Source organism: Arthrobacter sp. B10-11, assembly GCF_033142195.1.
Lineage (GTDB): Bacteria > Actinomycetota > Actinomycetes > Actinomycetales > Micrococcaceae > Arthrobacter > Arthrobacter oryzae_C.
Genome location: NZ_JAWMTH010000003.1, coordinates 632,323 through 655,152, shown reverse-complemented (window position 1 = coordinate 655,152; position 22,830 = coordinate 632,323). Strand labels below are relative to the sequence as shown.

At 65.0% G+C, this 22,830-nt stretch carries 20 protein-coding genes; 13 read left to right on the top strand and 7 right to left on the bottom strand.

The genetic code is table 11. From position 1 onward, the window contains the following. Window positions 1-18: 18 nt before the first annotated feature. Genes RW112_RS12920 through RW112_RS12910 form a run of 3 tightly spaced genes read right to left on the bottom strand, consistent with a single transcriptional unit; the run spans window position 19 to window position 2,179 of the window. Entirely contained in the window at window positions 19-588 is a 570-nt protein-coding gene (locus tag RW112_RS12920) for a hypothetical protein (RefSeq protein WP_317782148.1), read from the bottom strand. After that, window positions 585-1,394 (bottom strand): alpha/beta hydrolase, encoded by an 810-nt coding sequence (locus RW112_RS12915; protein WP_411709900.1) that lies wholly within the window; start codon window positions 1,392-1,394, stop codon window positions 585-587. The genes RW112_RS12920 and RW112_RS12915 overlap by 4 nt, the downstream gene beginning before the upstream one ends. After that, window positions 1,391-2,179, bottom strand: a complete 789-nt coding sequence (locus RW112_RS12910; protein ID WP_317782147.1) for an alpha/beta hydrolase — start codon at window positions 2,177-2,179, stop codon at window positions 1,391-1,393. Before RW112_RS12910 ends, RW112_RS12915 begins: the two co-directional genes overlap by 4 nt. A gap of 111 nt (window positions 2,180-2,290) precedes the next feature. Between RW112_RS12910 and RW112_RS12905 the strand changes: the two genes are divergently transcribed. Then, window positions 2,291-3,043 carry a lysophospholipid acyltransferase family protein gene (locus RW112_RS12905; RefSeq protein WP_317782146.1) on the top strand — a complete coding sequence of 251 codons (753 nt, stop codon included), beginning with the start codon at window positions 2,291-2,293 and terminating at the stop codon, window positions 3,041-3,043. Window positions 3,044-3,120: 77 nt separating this feature from the next. After that, complete coding sequence (locus RW112_RS12900; RefSeq protein ID WP_317782145.1) at window positions 3,121-4,512, top strand: class II 3-deoxy-7-phosphoheptulonate synthase; 1,392 nt, start codon at window positions 3,121-3,123, stop codon at window positions 4,510-4,512. A 117-nt stretch (window positions 4,513-4,629) separates the two neighbouring features. On the opposite strand, the gene RW112_RS12895 is transcribed toward RW112_RS12900, so the two are convergent. Together RW112_RS12895 and RW112_RS12890 are read right to left on the bottom strand one after the other, a co-directional pair. Further along, window positions 4,630-6,780 (bottom strand): Stk1 family PASTA domain-containing Ser/Thr kinase, encoded by a 2,151-nt coding sequence (locus RW112_RS12895; protein WP_317782144.1) that lies wholly within the window; start codon window positions 6,778-6,780, stop codon window positions 4,630-4,632. Window positions 6,781-6,883: 103 nt separating this feature from the next. After that, window positions 6,884-8,245 (bottom strand): LysM peptidoglycan-binding domain-containing protein, encoded by a 1,362-nt coding sequence (locus RW112_RS12890; protein ID WP_317782143.1) that lies wholly within the window; start codon window positions 8,243-8,245, stop codon window positions 6,884-6,886. A gap of 243 nt (window positions 8,246-8,488) precedes the next feature. Here RW112_RS12890 and RW112_RS12885 point away from each other — a divergent pair, with 243 nt between their 5' ends. Beyond that, window positions 8,489-8,842 carry an Rv2175c family DNA-binding protein gene (locus RW112_RS12885; protein WP_317782142.1) on the top strand — a complete coding sequence of 118 codons (354 nt, stop codon included), beginning with the start codon at window positions 8,489-8,491 and terminating at the stop codon, window positions 8,840-8,842. A 70-nt stretch (window positions 8,843-8,912) separates the two neighbouring features. On the opposite strand, the gene RW112_RS12880 is transcribed toward RW112_RS12885, so the two are convergent. Further along, complete coding sequence (locus tag RW112_RS12880; protein WP_305940496.1) at window positions 8,913-10,007, bottom strand: polyprenyl synthetase family protein; 1,095 nt, start codon at window positions 10,005-10,007, stop codon at window positions 8,913-8,915. Next, window positions 10,004-10,534: a hypothetical protein gene (locus RW112_RS12875; RefSeq protein ID WP_317782141.1), complete on the bottom strand. Its 531-nt coding sequence runs from the start codon at window positions 10,532-10,534 to the stop codon at window positions 10,004-10,006. Before RW112_RS12875 ends, RW112_RS12880 begins: the two co-directional genes overlap by 4 nt. Before the next feature lie 140 nt (window positions 10,535-10,674). Here RW112_RS12875 and dinB point away from each other — a divergent pair, with 140 nt between their 5' ends. The 10 genes from dinB (at window position 10,675) to murD (ending at window position 22,828) form a co-directional block, all read left to right on the top strand. Further along, window positions 10,675-11,835, top strand: a complete 1,161-nt coding sequence (dinB, locus tag RW112_RS12870) for a DNA polymerase IV (protein WP_411709906.1) — start codon at window positions 10,675-10,677, stop codon at window positions 11,833-11,835. Window positions 11,836-12,066: 231 nt separating this feature from the next. Beyond that, window positions 12,067-12,438 carry a DUF3040 domain-containing protein gene (locus tag RW112_RS12865; protein WP_317782139.1) on the top strand — a complete coding sequence of 124 codons (372 nt, stop codon included), beginning with the start codon at window positions 12,067-12,069 and terminating at the stop codon, window positions 12,436-12,438. Window positions 12,439-12,814: 376 nt separating this feature from the next. After that, window positions 12,815-13,243 carry a division/cell wall cluster transcriptional repressor MraZ gene (gene mraZ, locus RW112_RS12860; RefSeq protein ID WP_028271726.1) on the top strand — a complete coding sequence of 143 codons (429 nt, stop codon included), beginning with the start codon at window positions 12,815-12,817 and terminating at the stop codon, window positions 13,241-13,243. A gap of 180 nt (window positions 13,244-13,423) precedes the next feature. Further along, window positions 13,424-14,422 carry a 16S rRNA (cytosine(1402)-N(4))-methyltransferase RsmH gene (gene rsmH / locus RW112_RS12855; RefSeq protein WP_317782138.1) on the top strand — a complete coding sequence of 333 codons (999 nt, stop codon included), beginning with the start codon at window positions 13,424-13,426 and terminating at the stop codon, window positions 14,420-14,422. After that, the gene (locus RW112_RS12850) at window positions 14,419-15,084 is read left to right on the top strand and encodes a hypothetical protein (RefSeq protein WP_317782137.1); all 666 of its coding nucleotides are present in this window, start codon (window positions 14,419-14,421) and stop codon (window positions 15,082-15,084) included. Before rsmH ends, RW112_RS12850 begins: the two co-directional genes overlap by 4 nt. A 43-nt stretch (window positions 15,085-15,127) precedes the next feature. Next, the gene (locus RW112_RS12845) at window positions 15,128-16,930 is read left to right on the top strand and encodes a penicillin-binding protein 2 (RefSeq protein WP_317782136.1); all 1,803 of its coding nucleotides are present in this window, start codon (window positions 15,128-15,130) and stop codon (window positions 16,928-16,930) included. A gap of 77 nt (window positions 16,931-17,007) precedes the next feature. After that, window positions 17,008-18,657, top strand: coding sequence for a UDP-N-acetylmuramoyl-L-alanyl-D-glutamate--2,6-diaminopimelate ligase (locus RW112_RS12840; protein WP_317782135.1), 1,650 nt, complete (start codon window positions 17,008-17,010; stop codon window positions 18,655-18,657). Window positions 18,658-18,663: 6 nt separating this feature from the next. After that, complete coding sequence (locus RW112_RS12835; RefSeq protein WP_317782134.1) at window positions 18,664-20,139, top strand: UDP-N-acetylmuramoyl-tripeptide--D-alanyl-D-alanine ligase; 1,476 nt, start codon at window positions 18,664-18,666, stop codon at window positions 20,137-20,139. Beyond that, on the top strand, window positions 20,136-21,245 hold the full coding sequence (gene mraY, locus RW112_RS12830) for a phospho-N-acetylmuramoyl-pentapeptide-transferase (RefSeq protein ID WP_305940505.1): 1,110 nt from the start codon (window positions 20,136-20,138) through the stop codon (window positions 21,243-21,245). Before RW112_RS12835 ends, mraY begins: the two co-directional genes overlap by 4 nt. Beyond that, window positions 21,227-22,828, top strand: a complete 1,602-nt coding sequence (murD, locus tag RW112_RS12825) for a UDP-N-acetylmuramoyl-L-alanine--D-glutamate ligase (RefSeq protein WP_411709899.1) — start codon at window positions 21,227-21,229, stop codon at window positions 22,826-22,828. Before mraY ends, murD begins: the two co-directional genes overlap by 19 nt. Window positions 22,829-22,830 lie beyond the last annotated feature (2 nt).

The window sequence follows — 22,830 nt, the reverse complement described above, 5'->3', positions numbered from 1 at the left end:
CAGCCCTCAACCGGACAGCTAAACCCGTGCGCCGTCGTCGTGCTCGTCCTTTTCCTGCGGCAGCTGCATGATCAGGTAGATCACCGACAGCACGAAGGCAGCGACGATTCCCAAAATTGCCATCAGTGGCGCCGAGCGCCAAAACATGGCGGCGAGGACCAGGGCGACGGGTCCGCCCACTGCCCCCAGCCAGGCCAGCATGGTGAGGGGATCAGTGCCTGCCAGGCTCGGCGGTTCTTCCGGAATGAACGGCTCGTCGTCCTCGGCCTCATAGTCGCGCGGGCCGTTGACTGGGCGTGCGCTGTCCGTTGCTGCGTTGTCCGTTCCGGTGTCATCCGCGCCCGGGAGCGGCGCCCGCGCAGCAGCCTGCCGTTCGGATGCCGAGGGCTCGGCCGGAGCGGCGCCGGAGAGGCCCAGCGGATCGAAGTCGCGGAAGGGCCGTCTCCGGGGTCCGCCATCATCCCCGCCCGGAGCGGGCGTGCCGGTGGCCGGGGCGTCGGTGCCCTCGAGCCGGGCAACCAGGTCGAGCCATACGGCATCGTCCTGGTTGGCGCTTTGGTCCGAGGAGTTGGAGTCGGATCTGGTCATCGGCTGTGTCCTTCAGGGCTGGCGGGGGAAGCATCGATGTTTCCGGCAACACCGTGTCCGGACACGACCGCGCGGATGAAGTCCGCGGTCCCGCTGAAGATCCGGTCGGCATCATGGTCCAGGGTGGCCACGTGGTAGCTGTTTTCCAAGGCAGTCACTTGCAACGGGGCGTTCGTGAGGCCCCGGCGCAGAGCCAGGATGCTCGAGTCGGACACCACATGGTCCACTGTGGAGCGGAACACGCGCACTGGTGCGGTGATCCGCGGAAGCAGCCGCCGGGTGTCCTTGAACATCTTGTTGAGCTCGTGGGCCGCCGCCACCGGTGTCCGCGGGTAGGCGCCCTCGTCCGTGTCCGGTTTGAGGATGTCGTTCGCGATGGCCGGCGTGCTTTTCATGACCAGCTTCAGGATGCCGGCAAGCGGCGCCCGGGGATCGTCAATGACCAGGCCCGGGTTGACCACAATCGTGCCCGCCACCGGGCGCAGCGCCGCCACCCTCAAGGCCAGGGCCCCTCCCATGGACAGGCCGGCCGAAAACACATGGTCGCATTCCGCTTCGAGCTCCAGGTAGGCGGCGTCGTAGGCGGCATACCAGTCCTGCCAGCGGGTCCTGGCAAGTTCCTGCCAGCTGGTGCCATGCCCCGGCAGGAGCGGCATCCGCACGGCAAACCCGGCTTCGGCCAATGATTGGGCCCAGGCGCGCACGCCGTGCGGGCTTCCGGTAAAACCGTGGGAAACCGCAACGCCGATCGATGGCCCGTCGCCGGTGAAAGGGGTACTCAAGGGGCTGTGGTCGGCGATGCTCATGATGTCTCCGAAGGTACGTGATGCGGCGCGTGCTTGTGGAAGAAGGTGGTCGAATCCTTGAGGATCGCCGGGGCGTCGTTGTCCAGCGTGGCCACATGTCCGCTGTTGGGCAGTGGCACCACCTGAAGCTCGGCCGAGCCCAGCCGGCGCCGGATCATTTGAAGGGAGGTCGGCGGGACGACGTCGTCCGTGTCCGACTTGAACACCAGGACCGGGGCCGTCACACGGGGCAGTCCACGGCGGGTGGCAACGAACAGCTTCTTCAGCTGGTGGACAGCGGCCAGCGGAGTCTGCGAATAGTCGCCGTCGTCAGTGACGGCCGCGGTGGGGTTGGCCTCCACGATCGGAAGGGTGGTCCGCTGGAAGTACTTCAGGATGCCGATGACCCGAACCCTGCGGTCGTAGAAGCTGAGCCCGGGATTGACCACGACCACGCCGGCCACAGGGTGGCGGGACGCGGTGCGCAGGGCGACGGCGCCGCCCATGGAGAGCCCGGCGACGTAGCAGGCGTCGGTACGGTCCGCGAGCTCGAGATAGGCGGCCTCAAACGCATCGGCCCAGTCATGCCAGCCCGAACGGGCCAGCTCACGCCAGTCAGTCCCGTGCCCGGGCAGGAGGGGGACTGAGACGGCGAAGCCCTGTTCCGCGAGGTGCAGGGCCCATGGCATGACGCTGAGTGGACTCCCGGTGAAACCGTGGCAAATGGCAACGCCGATCCGGGAGTTCGGTCCATGGCCGGGGTAGCTGAAAGTGGCAGGCACCGTCGGTTTGCTGCTTTCTCTCATATGCCCATCGTGTCATCATTCGGCACAAATCTCACTAGAGTAGGGTTGCATTGAAGTCCTGGCCGGACCCGACGGAGGGCCGGCCAGACGCCTTCCGGAGAGGTACACCACGTGTTTTATTGGTTCATGAAGACGTTCGTCCTGGGGCCGGTGCTCAAGCTCCTGTTCCGGCCCTGGGTCAAGGGGCTGGACAACGTCCCGGCCGACGGCGCCGCCATCCTGGCTTCCAACCATCTGTCGTTCTCCGACTCCATCTTCATGCCCCTGATGGTTCCTCGTCCCGTGATCTTCCTGGCCAAGTCGGAATACTTCACCGGCACCGGGCTCAAAGGCAGGCTGACGGCGCTGTTCTTCCGCCTGACAAACCAGCTCCCCATGGACCGGTCCGGGGGAGCGGCCTCCGCGGCTTCGCTCAACGCCGGCATGGACGTCCTCTCGCACGGATCGCTGCTGGGCATTTATCCGGAGGGAACCCGCAGTCCGGATTCAAGGCTTTACCGAGGCAAGGTCGGTGTCGCCAAGCTCGCCCTGCAGGCGAGGGTTCCGGTGATCCCCGTTGCGATGATCGGGACGGACAAGGTCCAGCCGATCGGCAAACGGATGCCGAACATCAGGCGCATCGGCATGATCTTCGGCGAACCGCTGGACTTCAGCCGCTACTACGGGATGGAAGAAGACCGCCTGATCCAGCGGTCCGTCACCGACGAAATCATGTATGAACTCATGCGCCTGTCCGGGCAGGAGTATGTGGACGAGTACGCGGCGGTGGTCAAATTGCGGCTGGCGGGCAAACCCACCAGCGACGGCACCGGCTCAGGCGACGGCGCCGGCGGCACAGGTCCCGCGGAGCCCGGAAAATCGTGACGGGGTTCTGTGACGGAACTTCGGGCCGAATGACGGGTGCGGTGCGGAAACCCGGATGCGGGAACTAGTCTTGTAGTGTGACTGAGCTATCTGCAAAACCTGCCTCCCTGCTGACCAGTACTGCCCAGAGCGGTGCCGCCAACTATCCGGGACTGGACCACTGGCGGGAACTGCCGGTTTCCCAGCAGCCCAGCTGGCAAAACAAAGAGGTCTTTGACGCCTCCGTGAGGGAACTCTCCGTCCTTCCGCCGCTCGTCTTCGCCGGCGAGGTGGACATCCTTCGCGAAAGGCTCGCCGCTGCTGCGCAGGGCAAGGCGTTCCTGCTCCAGGGCGGAGATTGCGCCGAAACGTTCGAGGCAGCAACGGCGGACAAGATCAGCGCGAGGGTGAAGACCATCCTGCAGATGGCCGTCGTCCTGACATATGGCGCTGCGATGCCGGTCATCAAAATGGGCCGCATGGCTGGCCAGTTCGCCAAGCCGCGCTCCTCCAACGACGAAACGCGCGACGGCGTGACCCTCCCGGCCTACCGCGGCGACATCGTCAACGGCTACGATTTCACTCCGGAATCCCGTGCCCACGACGCGGGCCGGATGCTGAAGGCCTATCACACGTCGGCCTCCACGCTGAACCTCATCCGGGCCTTCACGCAGGGCGGCTTCGCTGACCTGCGCCTGGTGCACCACTGGAACAAAGGCTTCACCGAGAACCCGGCCCACGCCCGCTACGAGTCACTGGCACGCGACATTGACCGGGCCATCAAGTTCATGGCTTCCTGCGGCGCCGACTTCGAGGCCTTGAAGCGCGTCGAGTTCTTCGCGAGCCACGAGGCGCTGCTGCTTGATTACGAGCGCGCCCTGACCCGCATCGATTCCCGCACGGGACTCCCGTACGACACTTCGGCGCATTTCCTCTGGATCGGTGAACGCACCCGCGAACTGGACCACGCCCACGTCGACTTCCTGTCCCGCGTCCGCAACCCGATCGGCGTCAAGCTGGGTCCCAAGACCTCCGGGGACGACGCCCTGCGGCTCATCGACAAAGTGGACCCGGACCGCGAGCCCGGCCGGCTGACCTTCATCACGCGGATGGGCGCGGGCAACATCCGTGAAAAGCTCCCCGCAATCGTTGAGAAGGTCACGGCCTCCGGCGCGCAGGTTCTGTGGGTTACCGACCCCATGCACGGCAATACCGTCACATCGCCCAACGGCTACAAGACGCGCAACTTCGACGACGTCATCGACGAAGTGCGCGGCTTCTTCGAGGTCCATCACTCGCTCGGAACCGTTCCGGGCGGCCTGCATGTCGAGATGACCGGGGACGACGTGGCGGAGTGCCTCGGCGGCGCCGACCCCATCGACCAGGAAGCCTTCCTGGACCGCTACGAATCAGTCTGCGATCCGCGGCTGAACCACATGCAGTCCCTGGAGATGGCCTTCCTTGTCGCAGGGGCGCTGTCCAAGCGCTGAGCCGCTGCCTGTTAGCGTGAAAAACAGCTGAGAGACGCAAAAGCTCCGCCCGGTACCAGCCGGGCGGAGCTTTTTCGTAGTAGCGGTTTGAGTCGTCCGTCAGGCGGGAGCCTTTCGTCAGACGACGGTGAGCGTGATGACGGAACCTTCGGGCACCTGTTCGTTTACCGGGTCCTGGTCCCGCACTGTTCCGAAGAATCCGCCCAGGATGTTGTTCACCCGGACTTCGAATCCGAGTTTCTCCAAAGCCTTGCGGGCATCATCGGCCTGCTTGCCGATGTAGCTGGGAACCTCCACGAGCTTGGGGCCCTTGGACACGGTGAGGGTGACAGGCTTGCCCCGGGTGAGCGTACCGGACGACGGGTCCTGCGCTACGACCGCCCCCTTGGGCACCTTCTTGTCGTTGACTGTTTCGGGCGAAATGACGGCTGTCAGTCCCGCGGCCTCAAGGGCTTTGACCGCCGCCCCCTGCTCCTGCCCGCGGACGTCGGGGACGGCAATGGGTTCGGGTCCTTTGGAGACCGTCAGGCTGACGGGAGTGCCACGCCGGGCGGGGGTGGCAGCCGCCGGGTCCTGGGCGAGGACGGTACCTGCCGGCTCAGTTTCGTTGTAGGCCTCCGTGACGGTGCCCAAGGCCATCTCGGCCCTGTTGAGATCGTTCTTTGCCTCGTCCAGAGACTTTCCCGCCATTCCGGGCAGGGGAAAGAGCTGGGGCCCCTTGGAAACGAACAGCGACACCACCTGGAACTTGCGGATTTCCCGCCCCGCTTCAGGTTCAGTGCCCACGACAAGACCGGACCGGATGTCGTCGTCGAATACGTCCTTGGTGGTGGACTGGAACCCCGCGGTGCCCAGCAGTTGCTGGGCCTCGGCCACGGTTTTGTTGGCAACCCGGGGAATGGTCGCGGGCGAGCCGGGGCCCATGCCGAAGAACCAGCCGGCGCCCGTTGCCAGCAGGGCGGCGATCACCAGGATGATGATCCAGAGGATGCCGCGACGACGGGGGTTCCCTTCGCGGAGGGACCGGACCGGGGTTGATGCCGCCTTCGACTGCGCCCGTGCGGCGTCGCGGTCCTGTTTGCGGAGCGCCCGTTTGCTCAGGGGGACGGCGGTGTCCGGCCCGTCATCGTCTGCGTCCCCGAAGGCGGGTTCCGGGTCCGAGGGAGCCGCCAGTGCGCCGAACTGGCCCGGCCGCCGTCCCGACGCCGAAAGCACCGTCGTGGGATTGCTTTGGCGGGTGATGATTTCGGTGGGATGTTGCCCGGCGGACAGGATTTCCGTTTGGTCCTGGCGGCCGGGGGACTGCGGCCCGGACTTCTCTTTGCCGGACGGAGGGGTGGCGGGAGGGAGTGCAGGCGGGCGGAGGCGCGCCGGAGCATGGGCGACGGCGGCGATGGCCGCAGGGGGCTGGAGATCAAGTTCCGCGTCGGTCAGGTTGGTACGGATGTGCCTGAGCTCCGCGAGGAGCGCGTTGCCGTCCACCGGGCGCTGTTCGGGGTCCCTGGCCGTGCACCACTGCACCAGTTCGTCCACTTCGGCGGCCAGCCCTGGAACCACCGCCGAGGGCGCCTCCACCGAGGAATTCACGTGCTGATAGGCCACCTGGATGGGGACCTCGCCGTCGAACGGCTGCTTGCCGGTGAGCATTTCGTACAGCATGATGCCCACCGAGTAGATATCGCTGCGGGCGTCCGCCTGCCTGCCGAGCACAAGCTCCGGTGACAGGTAGGCCACAGTGCCGATCAGGGCGCCGGTGCTCGTTGAGGTGGTGACCGCGCGGGCCAGGCCGAAGTCACCGACCTTGATCCGGCCGTCGTCGGCGATCAGCACGTTTTCAGGTTTGATGTCCCGGTGGATCAGTCCCGCCGCGTGGGCGGCTCCGAGTCCTTCCACCACGGGGTCGATCAGTGCCAGTGCGAGCCGGGGAGACAACGCCCCCTTCTCCTTGATGACGTCCCGGAGCGTGTGGCCCTTGATGTACTCCATCACCAGGTAGGCAGTGTGCCCGTCGCTGCCCTGGTCAAGGACGCCCACCACATGGGCATGGGACAGCTTGGCCGCCGCTTTTGCCTCCCGGCCCAGCCTGTCCAGGAAGTTGCCGTCATTGACGAGGTGCGGATGCAGGACCTTGAGTGCAACGTCGCGCTCCAGCCTCTGGTCCGTAGCAAGGTAAACGGTGGACATGCCGCCGCGCGCCAGCCTGGACTGAACCCGGTAGCGGTTGTCCACCAGCGTTCCAACGAGGGAGTCCGACACTTTTTCCTGCACCCTACGATCCTAAGTGCTACAAGGAAACGGGCCCGAATCGACATGCGATCCGGACCCGTATCGTTACCCTCCCGGCACTCGCTGCACGAGTACCGGAGACAAATCAGCTGAAGTTCTTTTTGTGCGCCTTGATCGCTGCAACGTACGCCTTGGTGTCGTCGTACATGCCGTATTTGCTGACGGAGTACTGGCCCTGGTAGTAGCCGGCAATGGCGTGGTCCATGTCCTTGCTGGTGCGGGTCAGCTGGCGGATGATGGCTACACCGGCGGTAGCGTTGTCATAGGGATCGAGCAGGTTCAGCTTGCGGCCCACGAGGTCTGAGGCCCATTCGCCCGACGTCGGGATGACCTGCATGGTGCCGATGGCGTTGGCCGGCGAGACAGCGCGCTGGTCGAAGCCGGACTCCTGGTAGGCGAAGGCCAGGGCCAGGGAAGGATCCACGCCCATGCGGCGTGCCGTGTCCGCGACGATCGACTTCATCTGTTCCCTGGAGGGTACTGGCGAAGCGTTGAGCAGTGCCTTGTTCTGGTTGGCGGAGGAGACCACTGCGGCCGGGTAGGTGAAGCCGAGGAACGAACTGGGCACCAGGGGAGTGACGCTCGCGGCCGGCTGGATCGAAGCGCCGGGGATGACCAGCTTGTTGCCGGGGTAGATCACGCTGCTCATGGTCAGCTTGTTCGCGGACAGGATCTCGGACAGCTTGACCCCGTGCTTGGCGGCGATGGCGGAGAGCGTATCGCCGGACTTCACCGTGTAAGAGCCCGAGCTGGCAGCAGGAGCCGGAGCCGCCGCAGGAGCGGGCTTGGCCGCCGGGGCGGAAGCAGCCGGTGCCGAGGCCTGGCCGCTGCCGATCTTGATTTTCTGACCCGGGTGGATCACGGAGTTCATGTTGAGGCCGTTCCAGCTCAACACCTCGGACAGCTTGACGCCGTGCCGCGCGGAGATGGCGCCGAGGGTGTCACCGGACTTAACGGTGTAAACGCTTCCCCCGGAGCTGGCCAGGGCGGGGGCCGCCGGCTTGGCGGCTGGAGCGGAGGAGGCCGGAGCGGAAGCCGAACCGGTCAGCTTGATCTTCTGCCCCGGGTAAATAACGGTGTTCGGCTGCAGGTTGTTCAGCTTCAGGACGGCGTAGGTGTCGAGGCCGTAGCGACCTGCAATGCCGCTGATGGTGTCGCCGCGCGCAATAGTGTATTCGGCAGGCGCGGAGGGCTGGGCGGGCCGGAGGGAGGCCGGGAGGGAAGTGGAAACGGATCCGGCCGGAATGACGCCTGACTTCAGCGCCGCTTCCTGGGCCTGCATGGCAGCCGCCAGGGTCGCGGGCACGGTCCGCGGGCGCGATTCCGCCGCTGCCGGCTGCGCGATGGCCAGCGAAGAGAGGACTACTGCGGGAAGGGCGGCCGTGGTCGCCGCAATCATAGGCAGGCTCGGCCTGGGGTGCTGCTTTGGCGATCGGGGCGTGGTCATGGGGATGATCCTCTTCTCAGCGGCGAATGCTGTCGGTCAGGCCGGTGTTACGAATGATACTAGTGTTACTAAAGTTAGTGTTGATGCAAATGTGATCTATGTGAATCTCTCACGAATTATCGATTAGCACAAGAAATGTCTGGCACTGGATATATGCCTATTTGCGGAGTGTCGATTCACGGGCCACGCCCCCCGAATCGCGACGACTAGGCGCAATAGCACCCTCCGTGGCAATCTTGATCCGTGAGTACTGTAGAAAGCCTTGTAGGCGACTGGCTGCCGCTGCCCGACGTTGCAGAAATGATGAACGTTTCCATCACGAAGGTCCACGGATTATTGGACGAAAAGGCGCTGGTGGCCCTCCGGGTCGGCGATCGTCGAATCAGGTCCGTACCCGCCGACTTTATGCAGGACGGCCATCCGGTCGAAAGCCTGAAAGGGACCATCGTGGTCCTGTCCGATGCCGGCTATTCCGACGAGGAACTCATTACCTGGCTCTTTACTCCGGATGAATCACTTCGGGGCCGCCCGATTGACGCACTGCGCGAAGGCCGCAAAACGGAGATCCGCCGCCGGGCACAGTCCCTCGCCTGGTAGTACCCCGCAGGCAGTACCGGAACGGCCCCTGTGCTTGGACGAGTCCAAGCGCAGGGGCCGTTCCGATATGTCAGGCGGCGCGGCTGACAGTTGCCTCGGCAAGTTTCCGCAGGGCCGTCTTAGGCAGGTCTTCCAGCGGCAGCAGGTCCAGTTCCGTGAAAGCTGCGCGGCCGAATTCCTCAATCAGGACTTCAGTGGCCTGGAGCGCACCGCAGTCCACAATGATGCGCCGGATTTCCTCCACATCGCCGTCGGACAGGTCCGGGCTTCCGAGTCGTGCATCGAGGAAGCTGGACTCCGCCGGAGACGCCTGGTCGAGGGCGAAGGCAACCAGGACCGTTCGTTTGCCTTCCCTCAGGTCATCGCCGGCCGGCTTCCCGGTGGTAACCGGATCACCGAAGACTCCGAGTACATCGTCACGGAGCTGGAAGGCCTCGCCGAGCGGCAAGGCGAATGCGGAATAGCCGCGGAGCAGTTCATCGGACGCGCCCGCCAGGGCGCCTCCGAGGGCCAGCGGGTGCTCAGTCGAATACTTCGCCGATTTGAACCGGATGATTGACTGGGCCCGGCTGACAGCCCCGGCGCGGTCGCGCATGGGGCCGGCCACTTCTTCCAGGATGTCAAGGTATTGCCCGGCCATCACTTCGGCCCGCATCAGGTTGAAGATCAGCCGGGCCCGGCTGCCAGATGCTGCCGCCTCGCCTATTTCGGTAAACGTCTCCTCGCTGAAGGAGAGGCAGAGGTCACCGGTCAGGATGGCTGCGGCATGGCCGAACCGTTCACTGTCCAGGGCCCAGCCCTGCGCTTCATGCAGTTGGCTGAAGCGTCGGTGAACACTGGGGCCACCGCGCCGCGTATCCGAACGGTCAATAATGTCATCGTGGATCAGTGCCGCCGCTTGGAAAAGTTCCAGGGCGGATCCGGCAGTAACCACTTCGGTGGCAGCAGCCTCGCCACCGGCACCGCGCCAGCCCCAATAGCACATCAGGGCTCGCAGCCTTTTGCCACCGGTGACCAGGTTTGAGATGGAGCCCATGAGCGGATCAATGTCCTGGGAAATGGCGGACATGACCGACTGGCGGGTGGCAAGGAAATCAGTGAGCTTGCCGGCGACGGCGGCCACGAAGGCCGTCTGCTCCAGGCGCAGCTGCTCTGCGACCGTCACTTGGCGGACTCGGCTGCGACGTTGGCGCCGATGGTGAACGTGGAGACCCCGCCGGTTTCCACCACGGCGATGTTCACCGTCTCGTTGTCACCGCGCAGGAAATCCTTTGACGCGACCGCGCCCACGTTCTCCCCGGGCACCGCTTTGAATCCCTGGGCCTCCAGCGCCTTCGTGTAAAAGGAAACGACGTCGGCGGCCGGCGAGCCGATATTGCCCACCAACGCTGCCGTGGCCGGAGTGGTCGTCTTGTCGAAGCTGCTCGAGACCACCCTCGCCCCCGGCATCACGGGAAGCAGCTTTTCCGGGAACCCGGCGACGAGGGCACCGACGGCCGCGGTGGTCCCGGGCGACGCCGACGGGCTGGCCGGTGCCGTGGTGGTTACCTGCCCCGTGGCGGAAGCTGAAGCGCTGGCGGTCCCGGTGGCCGCGCCGCCGGGATCGGCCGGGGTGCACGCCGCCAGGGCCAGCATTGCGCCAGCCACCATAACGGCGCAGCCCGCAGGCTTGAGCTTTCCAATTACCTTCACAGGGACAGTCCTCCTGGTGTTGACGCCGGATGCAGCCTCCAGTTTAGTCAGTACCACGGCATAGGATTGAAGGCGTGGGGTCGGAACAGGATAAACAGCAGCTCGAAGCGACCCTCCGGGAGCTCCGTCGAAGCAGCATCATGCATGTGGACATGGACGCCTTCTTCGTCTCGGTGGAACTTCGGAGCCGTCCTGAGCTGCGCGGAAAACCGGTGATTGTTGGTTACCCGGCGGACCGTTCGGTGGTGCTTTCCGCTTCCTATGAGGCCCGGAAATTCGGTGTCAAATCCGCGATGCCCATGGCGGTGGCGGCGCGCATGTGCCCCTCGGCGGTCATTATCGAGCCAAGGCACAAGCTCTACTACGAGGTCTCCGCCCAGCTGATGGCAATCTTCGGCTCGATTACGGACCTGGTGGAGCCGCTGAGCGTGGACGAAGCCTTCCTTGACGTTGGCGGGGCGATCCGGCGGCTCGGGAGCCCCCGGGAGATCGGCGGGATCATACGGCGGCGCGTGCATGAAGAGCTCGGCATCACAGCCTCCGTGGGAATTGCGGCCAGCAAATTCGTGGCCAAGATCGCGTCCACCCGCTGCAAGCCGGACGGGCTCCTGCTGATCGGCCCGGATGAAACCGTTGCCTACTTGCACAGTCTTCCGGTTAACGCGCTGTGGGGTGTGGGAGCGAAGACGGGAGAGGTGCTGGCCCGCATGGGAATCCGCACCGTGGCTGATGTTGCCGCTACCCCGCCGTCCGCACTGAAAAAGCTGCTCGGCGCATCGGGGGAGCACGTGTACCGGCTCTCCTGGGGAATCGATCCCCGGCCCGTGACTCCGGTCCGCCTGGAGAAGAGCATCGGTGCCGAGGAAACGTTTGCCGTGGATACTTCCGACGACGTACTCCTGCACCGCGAGCTGCTGCGCCTGTCGCACCGCACCGCCGAACGTCTCCGAAGCACGGGGATGGTGGCCAGGACGATCTCGCTTAAGCTCCGCTACACCGACTTTTCCACCATCACGCGCAGCAGGACGGTGCACGCCCCGGTGGACAGTGCGCAACTGATCTATGCCGTGGCCGTGCAGCTCCTCGAATCGCTCGGTCCGCGGGCCATGACGGTCCGTCTGGTCGGTGTCAGGGCCGAGCAACTCGAGGACGCGGCCCAGACCTCGCTCCAGCTGAGCTTTGACCGCCGTGATGATAACTGGCGGGCCGCGGAACAAGCCCTGGACAGGGTGGCGGAGAAGTTCGGCTCGAAGTCAGTGCTTCCTGCGCGGCTGCTGGACCCTCATAACGCCGCTGACTAACTGAGCAGTGTCTTTCAGAACAGGGCGCAACAAACTATCCTTAGATATACATAGATTTCGAACGTCTGGACATGCCTAAAGGTCTTCTGGATCAGCCCTTCGTCCGAATGCGTGGAGTCAGGTCGTCCGATATGCGGGTGCCGGGAACCTCCTGCGCATCCCGGTCGTTATCGGATTGACAGCACAGAGGCCACGGCACGTCCGGACGTTGGCCGACTTAAGGAGGTCGTGATGCCGCTCTCGGAGCACGAACAGAAGTTGCTCGAGCAGTTGGAGAAGCAGCTGCACGAGGACGATCCGAAGTTTGCCAACTCAATGGGATCGGATCCGGGCCGTAACTGGTCCACGCGCCACATCGTGATCGGCGTGCTGGCCACCTTGGCCGGTGTCCTCCTCCTGCTGGTGGGCGTATCACTTCAGAGCATTTTTGTCGGTGTCCTCGGATTCATTGTGATGGGAGCCGGAGTCTATTTCGCAACGATGCGTAGCTCCGCTGCCGGCAAGGCAAAATCGACCGGCGGTAAGAAAAGCGGCAAGGGGCGCAGCTCCTTCATGAGCGGCCTCGAAGAACGCTGGGACGAACGCCGCCGCGGCGAACCGTAACAGCCTTCGCGTGACGGCCGTCAGCTAACCTCCACTTCGCACCACCTGCCCTGGTGCAGCTTGCAGGAAGACCCGCCCATGCGGGTCTTTTGCATTTAAAGCCCCCGGTTGTCAGGGATCGGAACAGGCGCAGGGGCCTTGACGCCCGCCGTCGGACGTTCCCACGCACCCTGGCGCGCCCCGCGGCGCCATAATCCCTCCACTTTCCACCACCGGCCCAAAACCCCGGTATTTCGCGGCGAGGTTTCCTCCAATCCCGGGATGAATCTTCCGTGTCGCGTTGACTGTGGAGCGATGTGGAGTAAAGTGGAGCAAGTAAGAGGGTAGTGGCAGCACAGGGGACGTGCTGCTCCTGACGACAGACAGGCGGGTGGCCATGTTTCTTGGCACTCACTCGCCGCGTCTGGACGAAAAGGGGCGAATCATCCTCCCAGCGAAGTTCCGCGAGGAACTTGCCAGCGGACTGGTACTCACAAGAGGCCAGGAACGCTGCATCTACGTCTTCAGTGAGCGGGAATTCGAACGGATTCACGAGCAAATGCGGGAGGCGCCCATCTCCTCCAAGCAGACTCGTGACTACATCCGGGTTTTTCTCTCTGGAGCCTCGGACGAGGTACCTGACAAGCAGGGGCGCGTGACTATTCCTCCCGCACTCCGGGCGTACGCAGGTCTTGGCAGGGAGCTCGCCGTTATCGGTGCCGGCTCCCGGGCGGAGATCTGGGACGCCCAGGCCTGGAACGAGTACCTGGCGGAAAAGGAAACCTCCTTCTCCGAAACCGACGACGCAATCCCGGGAATCTTTTGAGTCCCGGAGGCGACAAGGCAAGCGTTTCTTGAACGAGATCTCCAGCCGCCCATCCGATCGTTGTCCTGGCTCACTTCCCCGGAGCCAGGCGGACGCTTGGATAGGCGCGGATGGGGATCTGGCTCAAGAAGCGCACCGAGGCCCACCACGGCAGACAACCAGGCACGAAAGGACGAAGGTATGAGCGATCCCAACCAGCCAAAGCCCACGTCCGAACGCCATGTACCGGTCCTCAAGGACCGGTGCATCAATTTGTTGGCCCCTGGAATAGAAGCAGCCCTCCGCCGCGGCGAGACGCCGGTGGTCATCGACGCGACCCTGGGAATGGGCGGGCACTCGGAAGCCCTGCTCCAGCGGTTTCCTGACCTCCACCTGGTCGGGATCGACCGTGACGAAGAGGCTCTGGCGCTGGCCGGCGAGCGTCTGAAGCCCTTTGCCGGCCGCACGGACCTGGTTCACGCTGTTTACGATGAAATACCTGACGTTCTCCGGGACCTTGGCATCACGGAGGTCCACGGCGTCCTCATGGACCTGGGGGTTTCATCCCTGCAGCTGGACGAGCGTGAACGCGGTTTTGCCTATTCCTTTGATGCACCCCTGGACATGCGGATGGACACCAGCCGCGGGCAGACGGCCGCGGACGTTGTGAACAACTACAGCGAAGAGGACCTGGTCCGCATCATCCGCAAATGGGGTGAGGAGAAGTTCGCAGGCAGGATCGCCAACCGCATCGTGGCCGCGCGTGAGGTAAAACCGTTCACCACAACCGGCGAACTGGTTGACACCATCCGTGCCGTGGTTCCGGCCGGGGCGGCAAAGACCGGCGGGCACCCGGCCAAGCGGACCTTCCAGGCCCTGCGGATCGAAGTCAACGAAGAACTCGAGGTCCTCGAACGCGCCGTTCCTGCCGCCGTGGACGCGCTGGCGATGGGCGGCCGTGTTGTGGTCATGTCCTACCACTCGCTGGAGGACAAGATCGTCAAGAAGGTCTTCCAGGCCGGCTCCAAGTCGTCCGCGCCGCTGGGGTTCCCGGTGGAACTGGAAGAGCACAAGCCCGAACTCAAGACCCTGACTAAGGGCACCGAGGTGCCCACCGCCGATGAGATCGCCGAAAACCCACGCGCAGCGTCCGCCCGGTTGCGTGCAGTTGAACGAATCAGAGCCAGGAGGGCCGCATGAGCACCGCCGCTGCCAAGAACTTCCCAGTCGTGTCCGGCACGGCGGCCCGTGCCCTCACGGGGCTCAAGCCCGCGGGAGGATCCGAACGGAAGCTGCGGACCCCGCTGTCCGTAGTCCGCTCGACGCCGCGCAAGCGCAGGGCCCCTTTTGTCGTACTTTGCTTTGCCCTGCTGGCCGTGGCGCTCATGGCGGTCCTTGTCCTGAACATTTCCGTCTCCACAGCCCAGTACCAGCTGGTGCAGCTCCGCAGTGAGCAGTCCACCCTGACGAAGCAGAACCAGGACCTGACACAGCAGGTCCAGAACTTTGATGCTCCGCAGAACCTGGCGGCCAAGGCGACGGAGTTGGGCATGGTTGCTTCCACCGGCAAGGGCCAGATCGACCTGTCCACGCTGACCGTCAGCGGCACGCCCAAACCGGCCGTCAAGGGCGACAAGCCCGGAGCGATCATTGCTGCGCCGGCAGTCGCCGGGCAATTGACCGTGGTTCCTCCCGCCACCACCAAGGAACCGTTGGCCGTCCGCAAACCGGCGGAAGCGGCCGCCCCGGAAGCGGCCGCTCCACCGGCAGCACCGGCACCGGCCGCGGCTGCCCAGAAGCCTGCGGTTAATCTTCACGGCGGATCCGTTCCGGCGCCGCAGCAGAGGACGCCGGGACAGTAACCGACGGGACTGACCACCAGCAAGCAAGCAGCAAGGACTCACCGTGGCACAGCGCACCGGCAAGAAGAAAACCGCAAAAGTGCCCAACGCCACCAGAAGGCTCCGCCTCGGCCTGGGCATGATGCTTGCGTTGCTGCTGGTGGTCGGCGGCAAGCTGTTCATGGTCCAGGGACTGGACATAGGCGGTATGGCTGAGGCCGCGCTGAACAACCGGCTCACTCCCATCGAGCTTCCTGCCGAGCGCGGGAGCATCCTTGACGCGGACGGGACGGTCCTCGCCAACAGCGTGATCCGCTATAACGTCGTGGTGGACCAGCGCGTCAACACCAAGACGGAGTCCTTCAAGCGACTGGACACAGTCGGCGATAAAGAGGAGCTCGTCACCGTTTCCAGGGACCAGGGCATCAAGGAACTGGCCTCCCTGCTGGGCCAGGACTCCGAGGACATCAAGGACGCCCTGACGGGGGAGAAGCCCTATTACATTGTTGCCAAGGACCTCAAGCCGGATATGGAGGACCGGATCTCCAAGCTCCAGATTCCGGGAATAGTTACCGTCGGCACCAGCAAGCGTGTCTACCCGAACGGCTCGGTGGCCGGGGGGATCGTCGGATTCCTGCAGGACGGAACCACCGGCCAGGCGGGACTGGAGCAGACCCAGGACGAGGTCCTCAAGGGAACCCCCGGTAAGAGGCTCTTCGAAATCGGCGCCGACGGCCTGCGCATCCCTGTCGGCGTGGACGAACTGACTCCCGCCGTTGACGGCAAGGACATCCGGCTCACCCTCGATTCCGACCTCCAGTACTTTGCGCAGCAGGCCATCCAGAACCAGTCGGACAAGCTGGGCGCCGAGTGGGGCGTCATCATTGTCCAGGACATCAAGACCGGCAACATCGTCGCCATGGCAGACACCAACTCTCCGGATCCCAATGATCCCGGCAAAGTGGACGCCAAGGACCGCGGCGTGCGCTCCGTGACGGCGGCCTACGAACCGGGGTCTGTGGAGAAGATGATCACTGCCGCCGCCGTCATCGAGGAAGGCAAGTCCAGCCCGCTGGATAAGTTCACCATCCCGTCGTCGTACGTGGTCGACGGCCAGGTGTTCACGGACTCCTTCGATCACGGGACCGAGGAACGGACGCTGGCCGGCATTCTTGGCTGGTCCATGAACACCGGAACCGTCATGGCCGGGCAGCGGCTCACCAAGGAACAGCGACACGACTGGTTGCAGAAGTTCGGCATCGGCGAAGCCCCCGAGATCGGACTTCCCGCCGAAGCCCGCGGCATCCTCACCCCGGCCGACCAGTGGGACGGCCGGCAGGAATACACCGTCCTCTTCGGCCAGGGCGTGTCGCAATCCACGTTGCAGACCGTCCGCGCCTACCAGTCCATTGCCAACGACGGCGTCATGCTCCAGCCGCGCCTGATCGACAGCTACATCAGCCCCGACGGAACCGAAGAGAAAGTCCCGCCGAAGGAAAGTCGACAGATCGTGTCCAAGGAAACCGCGCAGCAGGTGCGGGACATCCTGGAGAGCGCAGTGACCGAGGGCCAGATCAAGGATGCGGCCATTGACGGCTACCGCGTCGGCGCCAAGACCGGAACCTCCGAATCGCCATGCGATGACGGCAAGTCAGGGTACTGCGGCTACACGGCCTCCATGGTGGGGATGGCGCCGATGGACGATCCGCGGTTTATTGTTGAAGTTGTCCTGCAGCGTCCCAAAGGCAGCATCTACGGAATTACCAATGGTCCGGTGTTCCGCTCCGTGATGAGCCAGGCCCTGCGGACGTACAACGTTCCGCCGTCGACGGGCGAGCCGGTCAGGCTGCCCCAGTACGTCAAATAGCACGCCCACTACATCGTACGTACCAGGGGAACTTCCCCTACGCCCGGTGTGATCCACTAGCACCAACGGAGATCCACTTGTCAGAGCACCATGCCCCAGGCAGTACAGACGCAACGAGCGGCACGGTTCCCGGTTCCGGGTTCCGCCCCACCGCCGTTGCGGCGGTGCCGCTCGGCACCATCGGCGAGTCGGTCGGCGTCGTCGTTCCCGGGGCGTCAAGCTCCGTTCCCGTCACCGGGATTTCCCTCAACTCGCGTACCGTGGCGCCCGGCGACCTCTATGTCGCCCTTCCCGGGGCAACCCGGCACGGAGCGGACTTTGTGTCGCAGGCTGTCGACGCAGGGGCTGTGGCAGTGTTGACAGACGACGACGGCGCCAGGCTCCTGGCGTTGTCCGCGGACACTCCCGTGCCGGTCCTCGTGGTTGACGCGCCCCGCGGCGCCGTGGGCGGCCTGGCCGCGCTGATCTACCAGAGCCGGCCGGAAGGCGGCGCTGCTCCCTCGCTGTTCGGCGTCACCGGCACCAACGGCAAGACCACCACCACCTACTTCATCAACGCGCTCCTGCAGGCGCTGGGCCGCAGGACCGGCCTGATCGGCACCATTGAGATCCTGGCCGGCGGTGAGCCGATTCCCAGCCTGCTGACCACGCCTGAGTCCACCGACGTCCACGCCCTGCTGGCCCTGATGCGCGAACGTGGCCTCGACGCTGCCTCCATGGAGGTCTCCTCGCACGCCATCTCGTTCCACCGCGTGGACGGGGTTGAGTTCGACGTCGCCGGGTTCACCAACCTCACCCAGGACCACCTCGACCTGCACGGCACCATGGACGAGTATTTCCAGACCAAGGCGGAGCTCTTCACGCCCCCGCACGCCAAGACAGCCGTGGTCACCGTGGACGACGAATGGGGCCGCCGGCTCGCTTCCGTTGCCGGAATTCCGGTCACCACCCTGGCGACGGCGCAAGGCAACGAGCCGGCGGAGTCCGCTGACTGGACCGTCGCGGCCACCGCGCCCCGGGGGCTCGGCACGGATTTCCTGTTGCGGCACCGCGATGGAACGGAACTCCGGGTCCATACGGGTCTCCCGGGAAGCTTCAACGTTTCCAATGCAGCCCTCGCAACCGTTATGGTCCTTGCCAGCGGAGTTGACGCCGCAACGCTGCAGTCAGCCCTCGACTCGGCCGATCCCTTCACCGTGGCCGTCCCGGGACGCATGCAGCTCGTCTCCACGGCGCCGGCCGCCGTCGTCGACTTCGCCCACAACCCGGACGCCCTGCAGAGGGCGCTGGAAGCTGTCCGCTCACCTGAGCCCGGCTCAAGGGTGATCGTGGTCTTTGGGGCCACCGGCCAGCGGGACCAGGGCAAACGGCCTGCCATGGGGTCCATCGCCGCCCGCCTGGCGGACGTGGTCATTGTCAGCGATGACGATCCCCACGATGAGGACGCCGCTGCCATCCGTGCAGACGTCCTGGCCGGCGCCCTGGAGGCCAAGGAAACCGACGGCCTTGGCTGCACGATCCTGGAGTCCTTCCCGCGCGACGCGGCGATCCGGCAGGCTGTGGACATGGCACATCCGCACGACACCATCCTTGTGGCCGGGCGCGGGCACGAGGTCTGGCAGGAAGTCAAGGGCGTCAACCTGGCGCTCGACGACAGGGTGGAGCTCCGCGAGGCCTTGACAGCCCGCGGATTCACCGTTCTGAACGACCAGCGGATAGAGTCCTAGACCGAGATGATTGCATTTACTGCGGCGGAAATTGCCGAAATTACTGACGGCCGCCTTGCCGCCGATCCGACCATTACGCCCTCGGCAGTGGTCACGGACTCCCGCGAGGCCATGGCGGGGTCCCTCTACGTAGCCAAGCCCGGTGAGGCCGCCGACGGCCACGACTTCACTGGTGCAGCCTTTGAGCGCGGCGCAGTCCTGGCGTTGGTGGAGCGGGACGTGGCGGATGACTCCGGCAAGCCGTATCCGTCCATTGTGGTGGAGGACGCGGTCCTCGCCATGGGCGCCCTTGCCGCCGAGTCCGTGCGCCGGATCCGTGCCCGCCGTGAGGCCGAGGGGTCGGATTTCACCGTTATCGGCATCACCGGCTCGGCCGGCAAAACCACCACGAAGGACCTCCTCGCCGGGATCCTTGCTGCCGAAGGCACCACGGTCTCGCCCCAGGGCTCCTACAACGGCGAAGTGGGAGTTCCGCTGACCGTTTTCAAGGCAGGGTTCGACACCCGCTACCTCGTGATCGAAATGGGCGCCACCGGGGTGGGCCACATCCGCTACCTCGCCGACATGGTCCGGCCCACCATCGGGGTGGTCCTGGGCATCGGTACCGCCCATGCCGGGGAGTTCGGCGGCGTGGACAACATCGCCGTTGCCAAGGGCGAACTCGTAGAGGCCCTTCCGGACAGCGGTACGGCCGTGATCAACCTCGACGACGGCCGCGTTTCCGCCATGACGAGCAGGACCAAGGCGAACGTCCTGGGATTCTCCGCGCAGTCCGCAGAGGACGTCCCTGCCGCCGGACTGCGGGCCGTGCACGTGGAGACGAATGCAGCCGGTAATCCCGAGTTCGAACTTCGTTTCCCCGGCGAAGCCGCCGGACACCAGGTCCGCAGCCGGCTGATCGGTGCGCACCATGTGACCAACCTCCTGGCAGCCGCCGGCGCGGCCTACGCCGCCGGCGTCCCGGCGGAACGGATCGCGGCGTCCCTCAGCTCACAGGCCGCTGCCAGCCGCTGGCGGATGGAACGCACCGAGCGGCCTGACGGCGTGACCATCATCAACGATGCCTACAACGCCAACCCTGAATCGATGCGTGCCGCCCTGCGGACACTGGCGGACCTCGGCCGCGGACGCCGCACCTGGGCCGTCCTCGGCGCCATGCTGGAACTGGGCGACGAGTCCATCCGGGAGCATATGGCAGTCGGCACGCAGGTGGTGCGGCTCAACATTGCCCGCCTCGTGGTGGTTGGCCGGGAGGCACGGTCGCTCTATGTCTCCGCCGTCAACGAGGGCTCCTGGGGCGACGAATGCGTCTTTACGGAGTCAGTGGACGAAGCCTACGATCTGCTCCAGCGGGAACTGGAACCCGGCGACCTGGTCCTCTTCAAGTCCTCCAACAGCGTGGGACTGCGGCATCTGGGTGATCGGATAGCATTACCCCCACATGTCCGAGCAACCGCCAATGAAGGGAGCGAGTCGCTGTGATTGCACTGCTGATCGGCGCTGGCCTGGCCCTGCTGTTTGCATTGGTGGGAACCCCCCTGTTCATCCGTCTGCTGGTACGGAAGAGCTACGGCCAGTTCATCCGGGACGACGGTCCCACGTCGCACCACACGAAGCGCGGCACCCCGACCATGGGCGGCACCGTGGTGGTCATGGCGGTGTTGCTCAGCTACGCGCTGACCCACCTGATCATGTGGATGGTTAATCCGCGGTCGGCCGGACCGTCGGCGTCCGCGCTCCTGCTGCTGTTCCTGATGGTGGGGATGGGGCTGGTGGGATTCCTGGACGACTTCATCAAGATTTCCAAGCAGCGCAGCCTTGGCCTCAATGCCAAGGCCAAGCTGATTCTGCAGGGTGCTGTGGGCATTATTTTCGCCATCCTGGCGTTGAACTTTCCCAATGCCGACGGCGTGACTCCGGCGTCCACCCAGATCTCGCTGGTGCGTGACATCCCGTGGCTGAACCTTGCGTTCGGCGGTTCCGTCCTCGGCGCCATCCTGTTTGTGCTGTGGTCCAACCTGATCGTCACGGCGGCCACCAACGGCGTGAACCTCACTGATGGCCTGGACGGGCTCGCGGCAGGGGCATCGGTGATGGTGTTCGGTGCCTACACGCTGATGGGCATCTGGCAGAGCAACCAGGCCTGCGGATCCCCGCGGCAGGCCGGCGGCGGCTGCTATTCCGTCCGGGACCCGCTGGACCTGGCGTTGCTTGCCGCGATCCTGAGCGCAGCCCTGGTCGGCTTCCTGTGGTGGAACACGTCGCCGGCGAAGATCTTCATGGGCGACACCGGCTCGCTGGCCATCGGCGGCGCGGTTGCCGGTTTCGCCATCCTGTCCCGGACCGAACTGCTGCTCGCCTTCATCGGCGGCCTGTTCGTCCTGATCACGCTGTCAGTGATCATCCAGGTGGGTTACTTCAAGATCACCAAGGGCAAGCGCTTCTTCAAAATGGCACCGCTCCAGCATCACTTCGAACTCAAGGGATGGGCGGAAGTCACCGTAGTGGTCCGTTTCTGGATCCTCGGCGGCCTGTTCGTCGCCGCCGGCCTTGGCATCTTCTACGCAGAATGGGTGGTCCTGCTGTGAGCAGTCCTATACCGTCGCCGCTGGCAACGTCGCCCCGCCTCGAGAACCTCGTGAGCTGGGACTCCGATTGGGCCGGCCTCCGGGTCGTTGTCACGGGAATTGGCGTCTCCGGGTTCGCCGCCGCCGACACCCTGATCGAACTCGGCGCCCGGGTTGTGGTGGTCGACGCCGCCACGAGTCCGATAGCCCGGGCCCAGGCGGACACCCTGAAAATTGTTGGTGCCGTTGACGTCCTCCTCGGCGAAGACGCCGTGCACGCCATGCCGAAGATTGACGGCCAGAAGCCGGATCTCATTGTGACGTCCCCGGGATGGCGTCCGGATCAGGCCCTGCTCGCGTTGGCTGCCCGGACCCACATCCCCGTCTGGGGCGACGTGGAACTCGCCTGGCGGGTGCGTGAGCGGGAGGGCCGCAAGACCGCGGACTGGCTCACCATCACCGGAACGAACGGAAAGACCACCACTGTTGGCCTGACCGAGTCCATGCTTCAGGCGGCCGGACTCAAAGCCATTGCCGTCGGCAACGTGGGAACGCCCATCCTCGACGCCCTGCGTGACCCGGTGGAGTATGACGTCCTCGCCGTAGAGCTTTCGAGCTTCCAACTGCACTGGAGCCACTCCGTCTCGCCGGTCGCCAGCGTCTGCCTCAACGTCGCTGAGGACCACGTGGACTGGCATGGCTCCTACGCTTCCTACCTGGCGGACAAAGCCAAGGTCTACGAGCGGACCCAGAAAGCCTGCATCTACAACGCCGAGCAGATCGAAACCGAACGCATGGTGGAGGACGCGGACGTCGTGGAAGGCTGCCGTGCCGTGGGCTTCACCACCGTAACCCCGGCCATCAGCATGCTCGGCGTGGTCGAGGGACTCCTTGTGGACCGCGCCTTCATCGCCGAACGCAAGGACAGCGCCGCCGAGCTTGCCGCCATGGCGGACCTCGGCCCGGTGGCACCGCGCCACATGGTGGCCAATGCCCTGGCAGCGGCGGCACTGGTCCGGGCATACGGCGTCGAAGCGCAGGCCGTCCGGCAGGGACTGAAGAGCTACATCCCGGGCGAGCACCGCATCCAGCTTGTTGCCCGCCACAACGATGTGCTCTGGATCAACGACTCCAAAGCAACGAACCCGCACGCCGCGGCAGCATCCCTGTCGGCGTTCAGCAACGTCATCTGGATCGCCGGCGGACTCTCCAAGGGTGTGAGCTACGACGAACTGGTCCAGGAGCAGGCATCCCGGCTGAAGGCCGTCGTCCTGATCGGAGCGGACACAACGGCGCTGACGGCCGCCCTCAAGCGACACGCACCCGATGTCCCCGTGATCGGCCGCACCAAGGGCGACACTGAAAATGTGCAGTCCGCCGAAACGGGTGACGCCGGTACAGTGCCCTCGCCAATCTACGGGGAAACTGTGATGGCCCAGGCCGTTGCCGCAGCGGCACAGCTGGCCGCTCCGGGGGACACTGTGCTGATGGCCCCGGCGGCTGCTTCCATGGATCAGTTCTCTTCCTACGCTCACCGTGGTGACGCCTTCATTGAAGCCGTCCGCGGGCTCGTGGAAGGGCAGGCTCAGACCGGCGAGGAGTAACA

Excerpts from the sequence above, each read along its gene's own strand:
- RW112_RS12915 (WP_411709900.1), bottom strand. The coding sequence starts at position 1,394 with ATGAGCATCGCCGACCACAGCCCCTTGAGTACCCCTTTCACCGGCGAC.
- RW112_RS12910 (WP_317782147.1), bottom strand. The coding sequence starts at position 2,179 with ATGAGAGAAAGCAGCAAACCGACGGTGCCTGCCACTTTCAGCTACCCC.
- RW112_RS12890 (WP_317782143.1), bottom strand. The coding sequence starts at position 8,245 with ATGACCACGCCCCGATCGCCAAAGCAGCACCCCAGGCCGAGCCTGCCT.
- murD (WP_411709899.1), top strand. The coding sequence starts at position 21,227 with ATGGGTGGTCCTGCTGTGAGCAGTCCTATACCGTCGCCGCTGGCAACG.
- rsmH (WP_317782138.1), top strand. The coding sequence starts at position 13,424 with ATGAGCGATCCCAACCAGCCAAAGCCCACGTCCGAACGCCATGTACCG.
- RW112_RS12865 (WP_317782139.1), top strand. The coding sequence starts at position 12,067 with ATGCCGCTCTCGGAGCACGAACAGAAGTTGCTCGAGCAGTTGGAGAAG.
- RW112_RS12920 (WP_317782148.1), bottom strand. The coding sequence starts at position 588 with ATGACCAGATCCGACTCCAACTCCTCGGACCAAAGCGCCAACCAGGAC.
- RW112_RS12835 (WP_317782134.1), top strand. The coding sequence starts at position 18,664 with ATGATTGCATTTACTGCGGCGGAAATTGCCGAAATTACTGACGGCCGC.
- mraZ (WP_028271726.1), top strand. The coding sequence starts at position 12,815 with ATGTTTCTTGGCACTCACTCGCCGCGTCTGGACGAAAAGGGGCGAATC.
- dinB (WP_411709906.1), top strand. The coding sequence starts at position 10,675 with ATGCATGTGGACATGGACGCCTTCTTCGTCTCGGTGGAACTTCGGAGC.
- RW112_RS12850 (WP_317782137.1), top strand. The coding sequence starts at position 14,419 with ATGAGCACCGCCGCTGCCAAGAACTTCCCAGTCGTGTCCGGCACGGCG.